The organism is Raineyella sp. W15-4 (assembly GCF_033170155.1).
Taxonomy (GTDB): domain Bacteria; phylum Actinomycetota; class Actinomycetes; order Propionibacteriales; family Propionibacteriaceae; genus Raineyella.
In genome coordinates, this window is sequence record NZ_CP137079.1 from 2940801 (window position 1) to 2955063 (window position 14263).

A 14263-nucleotide genomic window follows, 5' to 3' on the forward strand; every position below is an offset into this window, starting at 1 on the left:
CCGTCACAGGTCGAGGCCGCCAACGGTCTCGGCCAGGCCGCGGACACCCATGCCACCGTCGCAGTTGATGATCGACCCGGTGGCGGTGGGGGAGTTCTCCTTCGACGCCAGAAGGACGTACGGGCCAGTGTAGTCCTCGGCGGTGGGCAGTTCCTGGAGCACGGTGCAGGCCTTGACCAGCTCCTCCAGCGGGAACGCCGAGATGGCGGTCTTGTCCATGCCCACCGAGCCGGGGCCACGCAGGTCGGTCGGGATGGCACCCGGCGCCACGCCGTTGACGCGGATCTTCGGGCCGAGCTCGTAGGCCAGCTGGCGGATGAGGCCGACCACGGCATGCTTGGTGCCGGTGTAGAGGGGGCCGCCACCGCCGGGGTAGAAGCCGGCGTTCGACACGGTGAAGATCATCGAGCCGCGGCTGGCGGCCAGTGGCTTGACGGCGGCGCGGGCACCGTGCAGGTAGCCCTTGACGTTCACGTGGAACATCTCGTCGAACATCGTGTCCAGCTCATCGGCCGGCACGTCGACCAGCTTCCGGGAGAAGTCCCAGATGCCGGCGTTGCCGACGAACGTGTCCAGGCGGCCGTACTTCTCGACCGTCTCGGCGACGATGCGCTCGTTGTCCTGGTAGCTGCGGACGTCGCCCTCGACGACGTGGACGGCGTCGCCGTGGGCCTGGCGCAGCTCCTCGGCGCGCTGCGACGACTTCTCCAGCACGCCCACCCGGGCGTCCTCGGCCACGAACCGGTCGACCAGGGCACGGCCCAGGCCCGACCCGCCGCCGGTGACGATCATGACGTTCTTCTCCAACCAACCCATGGTTCTCTTCCTTCTCTATGTACGTTCGTGGTGGTGGTGCAGCTCAGGCGCTGGGCGCCAGAGCGGTGGTGCGCGCGGCCCGCAACAGCTGCCGCAGTTCAAGGTCGGTGTCGGCCAGGGCATTGGCGTCCACACGGGTGCCGTTGCCGACAAGACGAGTCGCGATCGCGAAGTCCCGGGAGGCATCGACGGACACGGCCGCGGCCACGGCACCGTCGACGAGTCGGAACAGCAGCGACGGGCCACCGTCGAGTGCGCCGCGCAGGACGTGCTCACCCGGTCCGTCGATGTCGCCGATCATCTGGAAGTGGTGCTCGGCGATCTCGGTCCAGGACAGCGGGATCTGGGGGGCCGGCACCGGGTTGCCCAGCATCGCCGCGGCGGCCGTGGCCGCCTGCCCCTGGCTGTTGAGGTAGGTCTCCAGGGAGCGCCGGCCACCCGCATGCAGTGGCCAGGAGGCGGCGTCGCCCACCGCGAACACGGCCGGGGAGCTGGTGGTGCCGACGTCGTCGACGACGATGCCGCGCTGGCAGGCCAGGCCGGCCTGCTCGGCCAGCTCGGTCCGGGGATCGGCGCCGATGGACACGATGACGATGTCAGCCGGGAACAGCCGACCATCGGTGCCGAGTACGCCGGTGACGCGGTCGGTGCCGATGAACTCGGCGGCGCCCGTCCCCAGTCGTACGTCGACGCCGCTCTCCTGGAGCAGTTCCCGGGTCCAGCCGCCGAGGCGGCGGCCCAGCACCCGCTGCAGCAGTTCGTCCGAGGCCTCCAGGATGGTGACCTCGAGCCCGGCCTTGCCTGCCGTCGTGGCGATCTCGCAGCCGATCAGGCCGCCGCCGACCACGACCAGCCGCTGGCCGGGCTGCCAGGCCCGGCGCAGCCGCTCGGCCTCGCCGGCGGTCCGCAGGGTCTCCACCCCCGGCAGGTCCGCGCCCGGCACCACCGGGCGGCGCGCAGCCGCTCCGGTGGCCAGCAGCACCCGGTCGGCCCGGATCCGCAGGTCGCCGTCCAGCACGACCTCGCGGCCCCGGAGGTCCAGGCGGCTGGCAGCTCGGTCGAGCACCACCTGGACCTCCTGCTCGTCGTACCAGGCGGCCGGCGACAGCAGCGGGACCTCGTCGAACTCGCCGGTCAGCAGACCCTTCGACAGTGCCGTCCGGTCGTAGGGCAGCTGGGGCTCCTCGCCGATGAGGACGAGGCGACCGTCGTAGCCCTCGGACCGCAGGGCCTGGACGGCACTCATGCCGGCCACGCCCGCACCGATGATCGCGATGTCGCTGATCACAGCGTGGCCCCGACCTTGAGGTCGACCAGGACGTCGTCACCGTCGACCTGGACCGGGTAGGTCCGCAGGTTGACACAAGCGGGAAGGGTCTTGGCCTTGCCCGTCCGGGCGTCGAACTTGGCCCAGTGCAGGGAGCACTCGATCAGCCCGTCCTCGAGGAAGCCATCCGAGAGCGGCCAGTCGGAATGGGTGCAGGTGTCCTGGGTGGCGAAGAACTCGCCGTCCACATTGGCGACCAGGATGGGCTCGGGCCCGTCCTCGTAGCGCAGCATCTCCCCCGGCGGTACGTCGCCGACGGCACAGATCCTGGTGAAGGACATCATCGGCTCCTAGAAGAAGAAGCTGAGGTTGTTGGCCAGGATGGTGCTCTGGTCGATCAGGATCGTGCGGCTGACGATCTCGAAACCGGCCTCGGTGTCCGTACGGCGCAGCAGGTCGCGGCGCTCCCCGGCGAAGTGGTCGAGCTGGCGCTCGAGGCGGTTGCGATGGATCATGAACACGTTCGAGACCTGGAACTCGCCCTCCTGCGGACCGGGGACGATCATCACGTTGGAGATCGCGTGCCGGGTGCGCGAGGCCGGGTTCTCCGACCAGCTGACGTCCGCCAGGATCTTGCGGAGCCGGCCGCGCATCGTCTGGGCGTCCTCGTCAAAGTGCGCGTACTCGCCCGGCTTGGACCACTCCTTGGCGGAGTCCCGCACCATCCGGGTGGTGCGGATCGGCATGAAGTAGTGGATGTCCTCGGCCAGCAGGGCGAACCACTCCTCGAACCGGCGGTCGTTGAGGAGCTTGGCCTCCCAGTAGTAGAACTGCTCGATCTCGTGCTGCAGGACCGGGTCGACCGGTGCCGGCTTGGTCTGGAACGCCACGGTGGGCGGGGCGACGTCGATCATGACTCCTCCTTGGAGACGTTCAGGCAGTGGCGGGTGGTCACGCGTTGCTCGGCTCGAGCGCGGCGGGGCGGGTGGCCTCCAGGGCGGCCCAGTCGGGCGCCATCATCATCCGGGCCCACTGGGCGTACAGGCCGCGGGCGGACTCCTCGCTGTAGACGTAGCTCATCGTGCCGGGGTAGGTCGGGTTGTCCGAGTCGGTCTGACCCAGGCCCATCTGCGCGTTGAAGGGCATGCTGCGGGCCTTGTGGCCGCGGAGCACGTGCTGGATCTCGACCCAGTTCTCGCCGTCGTCCTGCTCGAAGACGCCGCCGGCGGAGAAGGTGCGCAGCGTCTGGCGGCGGTACTCCTCCTTGATCTCCTCGGGAGCGTCCGCGTCGACGAGGGTGAAGGCCCAGACCTCGATCTCGTGCGGGCCGCGCGGGTGCCAGGAGCGGATGGTGTTGATGCCCGGCAGGAACGAACAGGTGGGGAAGACGGTCATGTGCTGCACCATCAGGCGGGTGCCGCGCTCGATGCTGCCGAGGCGCTCCGAGGCCTTCTCGGCGGCCGGACCCTGGGTCCAGTAGTCGACGATCTTCGGGCCCATGATCGCGTACAGCAGGTTGGGGTCGCCGATGAAGAAGCCGCTGCCGTGACCACCCCAGGGGGCGCGGTACTGCAGGCCCTCGGTCGGCGGGGCCAGGTCGGTCAGCTCCATGTCGTCCGGCAGGCCGGCGATGATGCCGGACAGGTGCGAGGTGGTGCCTGCGTGGTACATGTCGCTGGCGAACTGCTCGGCGGCGAACTTCCAGTTGCAGGGGATGACCCACTTCTGCACGCCGGCGATGACCTCGGTGCCCGCCTCGGTGCGGTCGAGCATGTGGTCCATGTAGAACTTGGCCTCACCCAGGTAGGTGTCCAGGTCAGGGGCGTCCTGGTCCCAGTTGGCGAAGATCAGGCCCTTGTAGGTCTCGACCCGGGCCTGCATGGGTCCCCACTCCTCCTTCTTGAGGTTGGGGAAGGACTGCTCCTCGAAGGGGACGCTGACCAGGTTGCCGCCGTTGTCGTACGCCCACCCGTGGTAGGAGCACATGAACGACTTGGCGTTGCCGGCGTCCGCGCGGCAGATCCGCATGCCGCGGTGGCGGCACTGGTTCAGGAAGACCCGGATCCCGCCGTTCTTCTGGCGCACGACCACCACCGGGTCCTCGCCCATGTACTGGGTCATGAAGTCGCCGGCCTTCGGGATCTGCGACTCGTGGCCCATCAGCAGCCACGAGCGGCCGAAGACCCGCTCCAGCTCCTGCTCGTAGAGAGCCTCGTCGGTGTAGATGCGCGGGTCCAATCGGCCCGTCGTCTCGTCGATCAGCCCGGCGATCTCCTCGTCGGACCAGCGTCGCTTCCCATCAACAATCGCCGGTGATAGCTCATCCATGTCGACCTCCTTGTCGGTGGACCATTCCTTGGTGACTCAAGAGTGATTGATGTCACAAGGGGTCGACATCCGCAGAAAGTACGGAACCGGTGACGCTGGAGGCCTCACCGAGCAGCAGCGGTACGACGTCCGGAGGCCATTCCCCGGCTGCGGATCGCTGCGTACCCAGTGGCTGGCATGTGCTGCGGTTGCCTACCCCCGAGGAAACAGCGTCGGAGCCGGGTATAGCGTTGTCACATCCCACGGGTGCCCCAGCAGGGGCTGAGATCAAGCTGACGCGCTTGGACCGTCGAACCTGTCCGGATCATGCCGGCGTAGGAAGTGAGTGCACGACAATGGCTGACACGTTCACGCTCGGTGGCCACCAGTTCTCGTCCCGTTTCATCCTGGGCTCGGGCAAGTACAACCTCGACCTGATCCGAGCAGCCGTCGAGCAGGCCGGGGCACAGATGATCACACTCGCGCTCCGGCGGGCCGACACCGATACCGACAGCGTCCTGGACCACATCCCCGAGGACGTGACGGTGCTGCCCAACACCTCCGGGGCCCGCACGGCCGACGAGGCCGTACGGATCGCCCGGCTTGCCCGCGAGCTCGGCTGCGGCGACTTCGTCAAGATCGAGGTGATCCGCGACACCAAGTACCTGCTGCCGGACAACCAGGAGACCATCCGGGCGACCGAGACGCTGGCCGGTGAAGGGTTCATCGTGCTCCCGTACATGCACCCGGACCTGAACGTGGCCCGCGACCTGGTCGCCGCCGGAGCGGCGGCCGTGATGCCACTCGCAGCCCCGATCGGCTCGAACCGCGGGCTCGCCGCACGCGAGTTCCTCCAGATCCTGATCGACGAGATCGACGTGCCGATCATTGTCGACGCCGGCATCGGCCGCCCGTCGCAGGCCTGTGAGGCGATGGAGATGGGCGCCGCCGCGATCATGGCCAACACCGCGATCGCGACCGCTGCCGACGTCCCCGCCATGGCCCGGGCGTTCAGGCTGGCCATCGAGGCCGGCCGCGCCGGGTACCTGGCCGGGGGCGGCAGAGTGCTCGAACGTGGCGCTGAGGCGTCCAGCCCACTGACCGCGTTCCTCGACGGGATGGGCCTGGACGAGGTCACCGCATGAGGCACACCGACCACATGGGGTTCTACTCCCGACAGGAGCACCTCGACTCCGGCCTGATGGGGCAGGTGCTGGGCCAGGTGGCGGCGACCGACTTCTCGGTGTTCACCGGCCGTGACGTCGCAGCGGCCCTCAGCCACCGCACCCGTACGGTCGACGACTTCGCCGCGCTCCTGTCCCCCGCGGCCGCTCCGCTGCTCGAGGACCTCGCCGTGGCGGCCAAGCGCGAGACCCGCGACCACTTCGGCACCTCGATCCAGCTGTTCACGCCGCTGTACATCGCCAACTACTGCGCGAACCTGTGCACCTACTGCGGATTCGCGGCCGACAACCGCATCCACCGGATGCGGCTCACGCCCGAGGGCATCGACGCGGAATTGCGGGCCATCGCCGCCACCGGCCTCGAGGAGATCCTCCTCCTCACCGGAGAGAGCCCCAAGTTCTCCGACACCGACTACATCGCCGACGCCGTCCGCCGGGCTGCACGGCTGTTCCGGACCGTCGGGCTCGAGATCCAGCCCGTCAACACCGACGAGTACCGCATGCTGCACGAAGCGGGAGCCGATGCCGTCTCGGTGTACCAGGAGACCTACAACCCGGACGCGTACGACCTGCTGCACCCGGGTGGCCGCAAGCGCAGCTTCCCCTACCGCTTCCAGTCCCAGGAGCGGGCGCTCCGTGGCGGCATGCGCAGCGTCGGCTTCGGCGCACTGCTCGGCCTGGACGACTGGCGCGCCGACGCCCTGGCGACCGGGCTGCACGCCTCCCTGGTGCAGAAGGCCCACCCCACCGCGGAGCTCAGCCTGTCCTGCCCGCGGTTGCGCCCGACCGTGGCGGACGCCACCGTCAACCCTCGCGACGTGCACGAGCGCCAGCTGTTCCAGATCCTGTGCGCCTACCGACTCTTCCTGCCGTACGCGGGCATCACGGTCTCCACCCGCGAACGGGCCGTGTTCCGCGACAACGTGATCGGCGTCGTGGCGACCAAGGTGTCCGCAGGTGTCAGCACAGGCGTGGGAGACCACGCGGAGGGCCTGGAGTCAGGGGACGAGCAGTTCGAGATCGCCGACGGGCGTGGCGTACCGGAGGTGCGCGCCGCCATCCGCGCCAAGGGGCTGCAACCGGTCATGAACGACCACGTGCTGGTCTGAGGCGGCCTCCAGCAGGCCCCCACCGTCCGCGCCGGCCGCTGGCTCCGGCTCAGCTCCCGGAGCGCACCCAGCGGGCGAAGTCCATGGCCCAGTAGGTCAGGATGATGTCCGCCCCGGCGCGCCGGATCGAGGTGAGCAGCTCGCGCACCATCCGCTCCCGGTCGATCCAGCCGCGCTCCGCGGCGGCCTCGACCATGGCGTACTCGCCGGAGACGTTGTACGCCGCGACCGGCACGTTGACCGCGTCGCGCACCTGGCGCAGCACGTCCAGGTAGGACAGGGCCGGCTTGACCATCACGATGTCGGCGCCCTCGGCGAGGTCGAGCTCGACCTCGACCAGGGCCTCGCGGGCGTTGGCGGGGTCCTGCTGGTAGGTCTTGCGGTCTCCGGTGAGCGAGGAGTCGACGGCCTCGCGGAACGGGCCGTAGAACGCCGAGGCGTACTTGGCCGCGTACGCCATGATCACGGTGTCCTGGTGACCGGCGGCGTCCAGGGCATCGCGGATCGCGCCGACCTGGCCGTCCATCATCCCCGAGGGCGCCACGACGTGGGCGCCACGGTCGGCGTGCATGACGGCCATCCGGGCATAGAGCTCGTTGGTCGCGTCGTTGTCCACCCGGCCGTCACCGGCCAGCAGGCCGCAGTGGCCGTGGTCGGTGAACTCGTCGAGGCAGACGTCGGTCATCACCAGCAGGTCGTCGCCGACCGCGTCCTTGACCGCGGCGGTGGCCACGTTGAGGATGCCGTCCTCGGCCAGGGCGCCGGACCCGGTCGCGTCCTTGGCCTGCGGCACGCCGAACAGCATGATCCCGGCCAGCCCCAGCCCGGCGCACTCCTCGGCGACCCGTCGGATGTTGTCCAGGTCGTGCTGCGACTGCCCCGGCAGGGAGGAGATCGGACGCGAGCCGGTGAGGCCCTCGGCGACGAAGGCCGGGTAGATCAGCTGCCTGGGCTCGACGACGGTCTCCGCGACCATCGCCCGCATGGCGGGGGTGGTGCGGAGGCGGCGGGGACGGTACGGGACGGCCATGCTTGCCTCCAGGACGTGGCGGATCAGGACGTGCGCTTGCGGCCGCGGGCGCCCCGGCGCGTCTCCGACGGCTTGAGCACCGGCTGGCCCTTGGCCAGGTAGGCGTCGCGCCGGTCGGCGGCGAAGCCGGCCAGGGCGTCGGCCAGGTCGACCGCGGACGGTTTCGCGGCGATGACGTCGACCCGCAGGCCGTGCTCCTCGCAGGTCTTGGCGGTCTGCGGGCCGATCGCGGCGATGACGGTGCAGGAGTGCGGCTTGCCGGCGATGCCGACCAGGTTGCGCACCGTCGAGGACGAGGTGAACACGACCGCGTCGAACTGGCCGGTCTTGATCGCCTCGCGCACCGGGGCCGCCGGCGGGGCCGCCCGCACGGTCCGGTAGGCGGTGACGTCCTCGACCTCCCAGCCGAGCGCGGTCAGGCCGGCCTTGAGGGTCTCGGTGGCGATGTCGGCGCGGGGCAGGAAGATCCGGTTGATCGGGTCCAGCGCCGGATCGTACGGCGGGAACTCGGCTGCCAGACCCCGGGCGGACTGCTCGCCGGTGGGCACGATCTCGGGTTCGATGCCCCAGGCGCGCAGGGCGTTCGCGGTGGTCGCACCGACCGCGGCAACCTTGAGCCCGGAGAAGGCGCGGGCGTCCAGCCCGTACTGCTCGAACCGTTCCCGGACCGCCTTGAGGGCGTTCACCGAGGTGAAGCAGACCCACTCGAACCGGCCCTCGACCAGTCCGCGGATGGCCTTGTCCATCTGCTGGGGACTGCGCGGCGGCTCGACCGAGATGGTCGGCACCTCCTCGGGGATCGCCCCGTACGTCCGTAGCCGGGTGACCAGCGGACCGGCCTGGTCCTTGGTGCGCGGCACCAGCACCCGCCAGCCGAACAGCGGCTTCGACTCGTACCAGGTGAGATCGTCGCGCTGCTCCACCGCCGGGCCGATCATCACGTGCACCAACGTCTTGTCCGGCAGTCCGGCGGCCTGGACCGCCTCGGCCAGCTGGGCGAGGGTGGTGAGCACCGTGGTCTGGGCGGTCGACCCGCCGCCGAGGACGGCCAGCGCGGCCTCGGAAGCCGGGCGGCCCGATGACACGGCGGCGTCGGCGATGTCGGCGACGACGTCCACCCGGGTGTTCACCACCAGGGTGCCGGTGGGCGCCCACTGGGCGGACTGTGCCTTGGTGAAGGTGCCGTCGGTGGCGGACACGAAGTGGATGCCGTCGGACTTGTTCAGCGCGATGCCGACGTACTCGGGGACCGCGGTGAGCGAGGAGACGCCCGGCACGATCTCGAAGTCGATCCCGCCCTTGACGCACACCGCGGCCTCGTCGGCGACGTTCGCATCCATGAACGGGTCACCCTTGACCAGGCGGACGACCCGCCGGCCGCGGTTCGCGAGCCGGAGGACCTCCTTGGCCCGGTTGGACGGGGTGAGCGGGCGGCCGTCGTCGTGGCAGGCCAGACACTCGGGGTGCACGCCCGGCTTCAGCCGGACGGCCGGATGGTCGAGGATCGCGAACAGGTCCGGGCTGTCCATGATCACCGCGTCCGCGTCGGACAGGGTCTGGACGGCCATCAGGGTCAGCAGGTCGGGGTCCCCGGGACCGGTGCCCACGAAGATGACCCGGCCGCGGCCGGCCGGGCCCTCCCCGGGCAGCGCATCGAGTCCCTCGGTCTGGCCGCCGGGGGCGGTGCCTGCCGGGACGGGGGCGTGCGGGTCGCCGGACTTGTCGTCCCGCTGGTTCGAAGCCGGAATCGTCGTCAACTGCGTTCTCTCGTTCTCAGGCCTGCGAGCGACGGCCGACGACCGGTCGCCCGCCGGTGGCAGGTGGCACCCGGCATCAAGCGGTTGGCGCCGGATGCCGGAGCAGCATCTCGCCGGCGAGCCGGTCACCGAGGGCCGCAGCGCGGCCGACGGCGGCCTGCCGGGACTCGTCGTCCGGTGCCGGCGCACCGCCCTCCACAAGGGTCAACGGGGTCGCCGCATCGCTCGAGGAAGTACTACCTATCATTTGCCCAGCAACGGCCCGCAGAGTCAAGTCGAGCCCTCCCGCGGACCCCTGCGCCACGGTGGCGTGCACCCCCACCGGTGCCAGGCAACCGGCCTCCAGTGTGCCCAGGAACCGCCGCTCGGCGGTCACCGCGAGCCGAGTCGGCAGGTCGTCCAGGGCCGCCATCAGCGCCCTCAGCCCAGGGGCGGCGGTCTCAGCCACTTCACAGGCCAGGGCGGCCTGGCCTGCGGCCGGGAGCAGTTCCGCCACCGGGATCAGCTCGGCGGGCAGATCGGCCAGAGTGGTCCAGTCCGCATCGCCGGTCAGCATCCCGAGCCGGCGCAGCCCGGCCGCGGCGAGCACCACCGCGTCGACCTCCCCGCGTCGGGCCAGGTCGATCCGGGTGCCGACGTTGCCCCGGATCGGGACGATCTCGATGTCCAGCCCGCGCTCGCGGAGCAGCCGGGCGAGCTGCACCACCCGGCGCGGCGACCCGGTGCCGATCCGCATCCCCGAGGCGAGGTCGTCGAGGTGGCGGCCGACCAGGACGTCGCGGGGGTCCTCGCGGGCCGGGACGGCGGCCACCACCAGACCCGGCGCCGGGTCGACCGGCAGGTCCTTGAGCGAGTGCACCGCGACGTCGACGGAACCGTCCAGCAACCCGCTGCGGACCGCGGTGGCGAAGATCCCGGTCCCGCCGATCTCGGTGAGGTGGCGGCGGTCGGTGTCCCCGGTGGTCACCACGCCGACGAACTCGGTGGTCGCGCCGAGCTCGGCCAGCCGGGCGGCGACCCACTCGGCCTGGGTCCGGGCCAGCTCGGACCGGCGGGCGCCGACCCGGACGTGCCGGCCGGCGCCGACGTTCAGCACCGTCATGCCCGGGCCCCGTTCGCCCCGGAGCTGACGGTCTCCGCGGCGGAGATCACCCCGGCCGTCGCGGGGACCGACGCGCCGCGGGGCGCGGTGCCGTCCGGCGGCGGCGTCAGCACCGCACGCATGTGTCCGGGGTCGAGGGCGAACAGGTCCCGGAGCGCCGCGGCGTAGTCGACCTCCTGCTCGCTGCGGGCGTACTGCTGCACCCGCACCGTCGGTTGGTGGAGCAGCTTGTCGACCACCCGGCGGACGGTCTTGTGCACCTCGGCCCGTTCGGCGTCGGTGAGGTCGGGGGTCAGGCCGGCCAGCCGCTCCAGTTCGCTGTCCACCACGTCGCGGGCCATCGCCCGCAGCGCCACCACGGTCGGTTTGACCTGGGCGGCCCGCCGCTCGGCCAGGAAGGCACGGGTCTCCTCGCCGACGAGCTGTTGGGCGTCGCGCAGCTGGGAGGCGGTGGCGTGGTCGGTGTCGCGCTCCATCAGCAGCGCGATGTTGATCAGCGGGGCGTACCGGGCGGCGTCGCGTTCCACGTCGGCCGGCAGCGCCAGGTCGATCACCGCGGACAGGGCGGCGTCGCGGACCTGCTCGGCGGTGATCACCGTGCCGCGGGCGCCGGTGCAGGTGACCAGGATGTCGGCCTCCGCCAGGGCGGCCTCCAGGTCGGCCATCGGGCGGGCCACCGCCCCCACCGCGCGGGCGAGGTGGGCGGCCTTGTCGTAGGTCCGGTTGACCAGCGTCAGGTCGACGCCCTCGGCGGCCAGGGTGTGCGCCGACAGCGCGGCCATCGAGCCGGCTCCGACGATCACCACCCGCTGGCCGACCAGCCGGATGCCCTGCTGGTAGAGCTCGTCGAGGGCCGCCGTCATCAGCGAGTGCCCGGCGGTGCCGACCTCGGTGTCCGACTGCACCCGCTTGCCGACCCGCAGACCCTGCTGGAAGAGCTGGTTGAGCTGGGGGCCGACGGTGCCGGAGTCCTGGGCGCGGGTCAGCGCCGTCTTCACCTGGCCGAGGATCTGGTTCTCCCCCACCACCATCGAGTCGAGCCCGGAGGTGACGTTGAACAGGTGGCTGATCGCGGCCTCGTCGTAGAACACCGCGCAGTGCTGCTGCAGGGTGCTCGCGGCCAGTCCGGTCGACTCGGCGATCCGGCTGGTGATGTCGTCCAGGCTGTGGTGGAAGCGCGACACGTTCGCGTACACCTCGGTGCGGTTGCAGGTGGACAGTACGACGGCCTCGTCGATGTGCTCGCTCTCGGCCAGTCCGGTCTCCAGCCTGGCCGCGGTGACGGTGTCCATCGAGGCCCGGCTGAGGAGATCGACCGGGGCCGTCTTGTGGGAGACGCTGAGGACGAGGATGCTCACACCGATACCTTCTTCTGGCTCTTCTGGGTCGACGTGCCCTGGCCGTCCGTGGTGTCCGCATGCGGGGCAGCGGTGTCAGGGTGCTGCTGGTAGTAGGCGAGGATCTGGAGTTCCCGGCCGAGGTCGACGTCGCGCAGACGTACGCCCTCGGGAGCGTGCACCCCGTCGCTGACGAAGTTGAGGATGCTGGTGACACCGGCGGCGGCCAGCCGCTGCAGGGTGTCCTGGGCGGCGCGCGGGGGCACGCACAGCAGTGCGATGCTGGCGCCGGTCTCGGCGACGATCGCGGGCAGGTCGTCGAGGTGGCGGATGACCAGACTGGTCGGCCCGATGGTGGTCGCCACCCGCAGCCGGGTGCCGACCAGGTCCGGGGCCACATCGATCAGCCCGGCGATCCGGAATCCCCGCTCGGGGTAGCCGGTGAAGCCAGCCATGGCGGTGCCGAGCTTGCCCATCCCGACGATCAGGAACGGCCGGGAGCCGGGGCCGACGAGGTGGTCGGAGATCAGGGCGATCAGCCGGCCGACGTCGTAGCCGACGCCTCGGGTGCCGACGGAGCCGAAGTAGGACAGGTCCTTGCGCAGTTGGGCGGGATTGACCCCGACCGCCTCCGCGAGCTGCTGGGAGGAGATGGTCGACCGGCCACGGACGTCGCGGAGCACCTGGAGGTAGCGCGGGAGCCGGGCGATCGTCGCCTCGGGAATCCCGCCGGAGCCCGGCGGAGGAGCGCCCTCGGACACAGTCCTCCTGCCATCGTACGTTGACGTCTGCGCAACTACTGTAGAAGCTCCGTCAGGGCTTTCCAACCTGTCGGACCGCCCCGGAACTCCGGCCGGATCGGCCCCGTCGGGGCTCATCAGCTCCCCGTCCGGGGGCGCGCCAGCGCCGCGTCGAGGGCCTCGGCCGTCACCCGCCAGGTGGCGACCTCGGCACCGTCCACGAAGACGACCGGCACCAGGTCCCCGTAGCGGGCTCGCAGCGCCGGGTCGTCGTCGACATCCATCAGGTCGTACGCCTCACCGTGGCGGGCGCAGACCCGGTCGACCACGGCGATCGCCTCGACACACAGATGACACCCGGCCCGGCTCAACACCCGGACCCGGGCCGGGGCGTCAGCGGGTGCGGCCGGACGGCCCCACCGGGGGATCCACCGGGGGGTCACGAACGACCTGGGACGCGGGGCGTGATCACGTCATCGGACCCGGACGGGCCCGAGCGTCACTTGCCGGCGCGACGACGCTGGATGCGCGTCTTCTTGAGCAGCTTGCGGTGCTTCTTCTTCGCCATGCGCTTGCGACGCTTCTTGATGACAGAACCCACGGATGGACCTCTCGATCGCCGAGCGCAGGGGCTCGGACAGGACGGATGGTCGGCGCCGACGCGGCGACGACTCGCGACCACGCCGGTCGCAACTTCCCCATCCTATCCCGACGGCCGCCGCCATGTGAAAACGTGGGCTCTCGGGCTCAGGCTCCGAGCTCGGCGTTGCGCGCGGACGTGGCCCGGACCGCGGCGGCGATCCCGTCCCGGACGCCGTGCTTCTCCAGGGCGGCGAGGCCGGCGGCGGTCGTCCCGCCGGGGGACGTCACCGCCTCGCGCAGCAGGGTGGGGTGCGATCCCGGCTCCAGGGCGAGGCCGGCGGTGCCCCGGAACGTCTGTACGGCCAGGTCATGGGCGACCGCCCGGGTCAGCCCCAGCTCCACGCCGGCGTCGATCATCGCCTCCATGGCCAGCAGGACGAACGCCGGCCCCGACCCGGACACCCCGGTCACCGCACCCATCTTGTCCTCGGCCACCGGCACCACCACGCCGGAGCGCCCGAGCAGCCGGACCACCAGGTCGAGGTCGGCCGGGCTCGCCGACGCCCCGGCGCACACCGCAGTGGCACCCTCACCGATCCGGGCCGGGGTGTTCGGCATCGCTCGGACGACGCGGACGCCCGCCGGCAGCCAGCCGGCCAGGGTGGCGGTGGACAGTCCGGCGCAGATCGACAGCAGGACGGTCTGCGGGCCCAGTTCGCCGGCCAGCGCGAGCAGCGTGGCCCGGGCGTCCTGCGGCTTGACCGCCAGCACCACCACCTCGGCCCCCCGGACGGCCTCGATGGCGTCGGCGGTCGCCCGGACGTCCCGGCCGGCCACCAACGGCGCCACCTCGGCCAGCAGCTCGGCCCGCCGTGCGGCGCGGGTCTCGGCGACCACGGCGTGGGCCACCGGCGGGTCGTCCACCGCGAGCAGGGCCCGGAAGAGGGTGCCCCCCATCACCCCGCCGCCGATCACGGCGACGGTGAGGGCGGAGCTGTCGGCGGGTGCGAGATCCATGTGTCCTGGCCTTTC

At 71.2% G+C, this 14263-nt stretch carries 15 protein-coding genes and 1 riboswitch; of the genes, 2 read left to right on the forward strand and 13 right to left on the reverse strand.

The window, feature by feature from the left end:
* Nucleotides 1-3: 3 nt before the first annotated feature.
* The 5 genes from hcaB to R0145_RS13805 are packed head-to-tail and all read right to left on the reverse strand — an operon-like array spanning nucleotide 4 to nucleotide 4411.
* Complete coding sequence (gene hcaB, locus R0145_RS13785; protein ID WP_317837438.1) at nucleotides 4-816, reverse strand: 3-(cis-5,6-dihydroxycyclohexa-1,3-dien-1-yl)propanoate dehydrogenase; 813 nt, start codon at nucleotides 814-816, stop codon at nucleotides 4-6.
* 43 nt (nucleotides 817-859) lie between these two features.
* A complete protein-coding gene (locus R0145_RS13790; RefSeq protein WP_317837439.1) occupies nucleotides 860-2104 on the reverse strand; it encodes an NAD(P)/FAD-dependent oxidoreductase in 1245 nt (414 codons plus the stop codon).
* Nucleotides 2101-2424, reverse strand: a complete 324-nt coding sequence (locus tag R0145_RS13795) for a non-heme iron oxygenase ferredoxin subunit (protein WP_317837441.1) — start codon at nucleotides 2422-2424, stop codon at nucleotides 2101-2103. The genes R0145_RS13790 and R0145_RS13795 overlap by 4 nt, the downstream gene beginning before the upstream one ends.
* Nucleotides 2425-2433: 9 nt before the next feature.
* On the reverse strand, nucleotides 2434-2997 hold the full coding sequence (locus R0145_RS13800; RefSeq protein WP_317837442.1) for an aromatic-ring-hydroxylating dioxygenase subunit beta: 564 nt from the start codon (nucleotides 2995-2997) through the stop codon (nucleotides 2434-2436).
* A 37-nt stretch (nucleotides 2998-3034) separates the two neighbouring features.
* A complete protein-coding gene (locus tag R0145_RS13805) occupies nucleotides 3035-4411 on the reverse strand; it encodes an aromatic ring-hydroxylating dioxygenase subunit alpha (RefSeq protein WP_317837443.1) in 1377 nt (458 codons plus the stop codon).
* Between the two features lie 232 nt (nucleotides 4412-4643).
* Nucleotides 4644-4749: riboswitch (TPP riboswitch) on the forward strand.
* Here R0145_RS13805 and R0145_RS13810 point away from each other — a divergent pair.
* Nucleotides 4747-5535, forward strand: a complete 789-nt coding sequence (locus R0145_RS13810) for a thiazole synthase (RefSeq protein WP_317837444.1) — start codon at nucleotides 4747-4749, stop codon at nucleotides 5533-5535. Its footprint overlaps the riboswitch before it by 3 nt.
* Complete coding sequence (gene thiH, locus R0145_RS13815; RefSeq protein WP_317837445.1) at nucleotides 5532-6683, forward strand: 2-iminoacetate synthase ThiH; 1152 nt, start codon at nucleotides 5532-5534, stop codon at nucleotides 6681-6683. Before R0145_RS13810 ends, thiH begins: the two co-directional genes overlap by 4 nt.
* A 49-nt stretch (nucleotides 6684-6732) precedes the next feature.
* Here thiH and hemB read toward each other — a convergent pair whose 3' ends face one another.
* The 8 genes from hemB to proC all read right to left on the reverse strand — a co-directional run bounded on the left by hemB (nucleotide 6733) and on the right by proC (nucleotide 14248).
* On the reverse strand, nucleotides 6733-7713 hold the full coding sequence (hemB, locus tag R0145_RS13820) for a porphobilinogen synthase (protein WP_317837446.1): 981 nt from the start codon (nucleotides 7711-7713) through the stop codon (nucleotides 6733-6735).
* Nucleotides 7714-7736: 23 nt separating this feature from the next.
* Nucleotides 7737-9470, reverse strand: coding sequence for a uroporphyrinogen-III synthase (locus R0145_RS13825; protein WP_411742052.1), 1734 nt, complete (start codon nucleotides 9468-9470; stop codon nucleotides 7737-7739).
* Between the two features lie 76 nt (nucleotides 9471-9546).
* Nucleotides 9547-10572, reverse strand: a complete 1026-nt coding sequence (gene hemC, locus R0145_RS13830; RefSeq protein ID WP_317837447.1) for a hydroxymethylbilane synthase — start codon at nucleotides 10570-10572, stop codon at nucleotides 9547-9549.
* Nucleotides 10569-11930 carry a glutamyl-tRNA reductase gene (locus tag R0145_RS13835; RefSeq protein ID WP_317837448.1) on the reverse strand — a complete coding sequence of 454 codons (1362 nt, stop codon included), beginning with the start codon at nucleotides 11928-11930 and terminating at the stop codon, nucleotides 10569-10571. Before R0145_RS13835 ends, hemC begins: the two co-directional genes overlap by 4 nt.
* Entirely contained in the window at nucleotides 11927-12670 is a 744-nt protein-coding gene (locus tag R0145_RS13840; RefSeq protein ID WP_317837449.1) for a redox-sensing transcriptional repressor Rex, read from the reverse strand. The genes R0145_RS13835 and R0145_RS13840 overlap by 4 nt, the downstream gene beginning before the upstream one ends.
* A 116-nt stretch (nucleotides 12671-12786) precedes the next feature.
* Entirely contained in the window at nucleotides 12787-13092 is a 306-nt protein-coding gene (locus R0145_RS13845) for a glutaredoxin family protein (protein ID WP_317837451.1), read from the reverse strand.
* 56 nt (nucleotides 13093-13148) lie between these two features.
* On the reverse strand, nucleotides 13149-13250 hold the full coding sequence (locus R0145_RS13850; RefSeq protein ID WP_002550589.1) for a 30S ribosomal protein bS22: 102 nt from the start codon (nucleotides 13248-13250) through the stop codon (nucleotides 13149-13151).
* 146 nt (nucleotides 13251-13396) lie between these two features.
* Nucleotides 13397-14248: a pyrroline-5-carboxylate reductase gene (proC, locus tag R0145_RS13855; protein ID WP_317837452.1), complete on the reverse strand. Its 852-nt coding sequence runs from the start codon at nucleotides 14246-14248 to the stop codon at nucleotides 13397-13399.
* Nucleotides 14249-14263 lie beyond the last annotated feature (15 nt).

Excerpts from the sequence above, each read along its gene's own strand:
- hcaB (WP_317837438.1), bottom strand. The coding sequence starts at position 816 with ATGGGTTGGTTGGAGAAGAACGTCATGATCGTCACCGGCGGCGGGTCG.
- R0145_RS13795 (WP_317837441.1), bottom strand. The coding sequence starts at position 2,424 with ATGTCCTTCACCAGGATCTGTGCCGTCGGCGACGTACCGCCGGGGGAG.
- R0145_RS13800 (WP_317837442.1), bottom strand. The coding sequence starts at position 2,997 with ATGATCGACGTCGCCCCGCCCACCGTGGCGTTCCAGACCAAGCCGGCA.
- R0145_RS13805 (WP_317837443.1), bottom strand. The coding sequence starts at position 4,411 with ATGGATGAGCTATCACCGGCGATTGTTGATGGGAAGCGACGCTGGTCC.
- R0145_RS13810 (WP_317837444.1), top strand. The coding sequence starts at position 4,747 with ATGGCTGACACGTTCACGCTCGGTGGCCACCAGTTCTCGTCCCGTTTC.
- thiH (WP_317837445.1), top strand. The coding sequence starts at position 5,532 with ATGAGGCACACCGACCACATGGGGTTCTACTCCCGACAGGAGCACCTC.
- hemB (WP_317837446.1), bottom strand. The coding sequence starts at position 7,713 with ATGGCCGTCCCGTACCGTCCCCGCCGCCTCCGCACCACCCCCGCCATG.
- hemC (WP_317837447.1), bottom strand. The coding sequence starts at position 10,572 with ATGACGGTGCTGAACGTCGGCGCCGGCCGGCACGTCCGGGTCGGCGCC.
- proC (WP_317837452.1), bottom strand. The coding sequence starts at position 14,248 with ATGGATCTCGCACCCGCCGACAGCTCCGCCCTCACCGTCGCCGTGATC.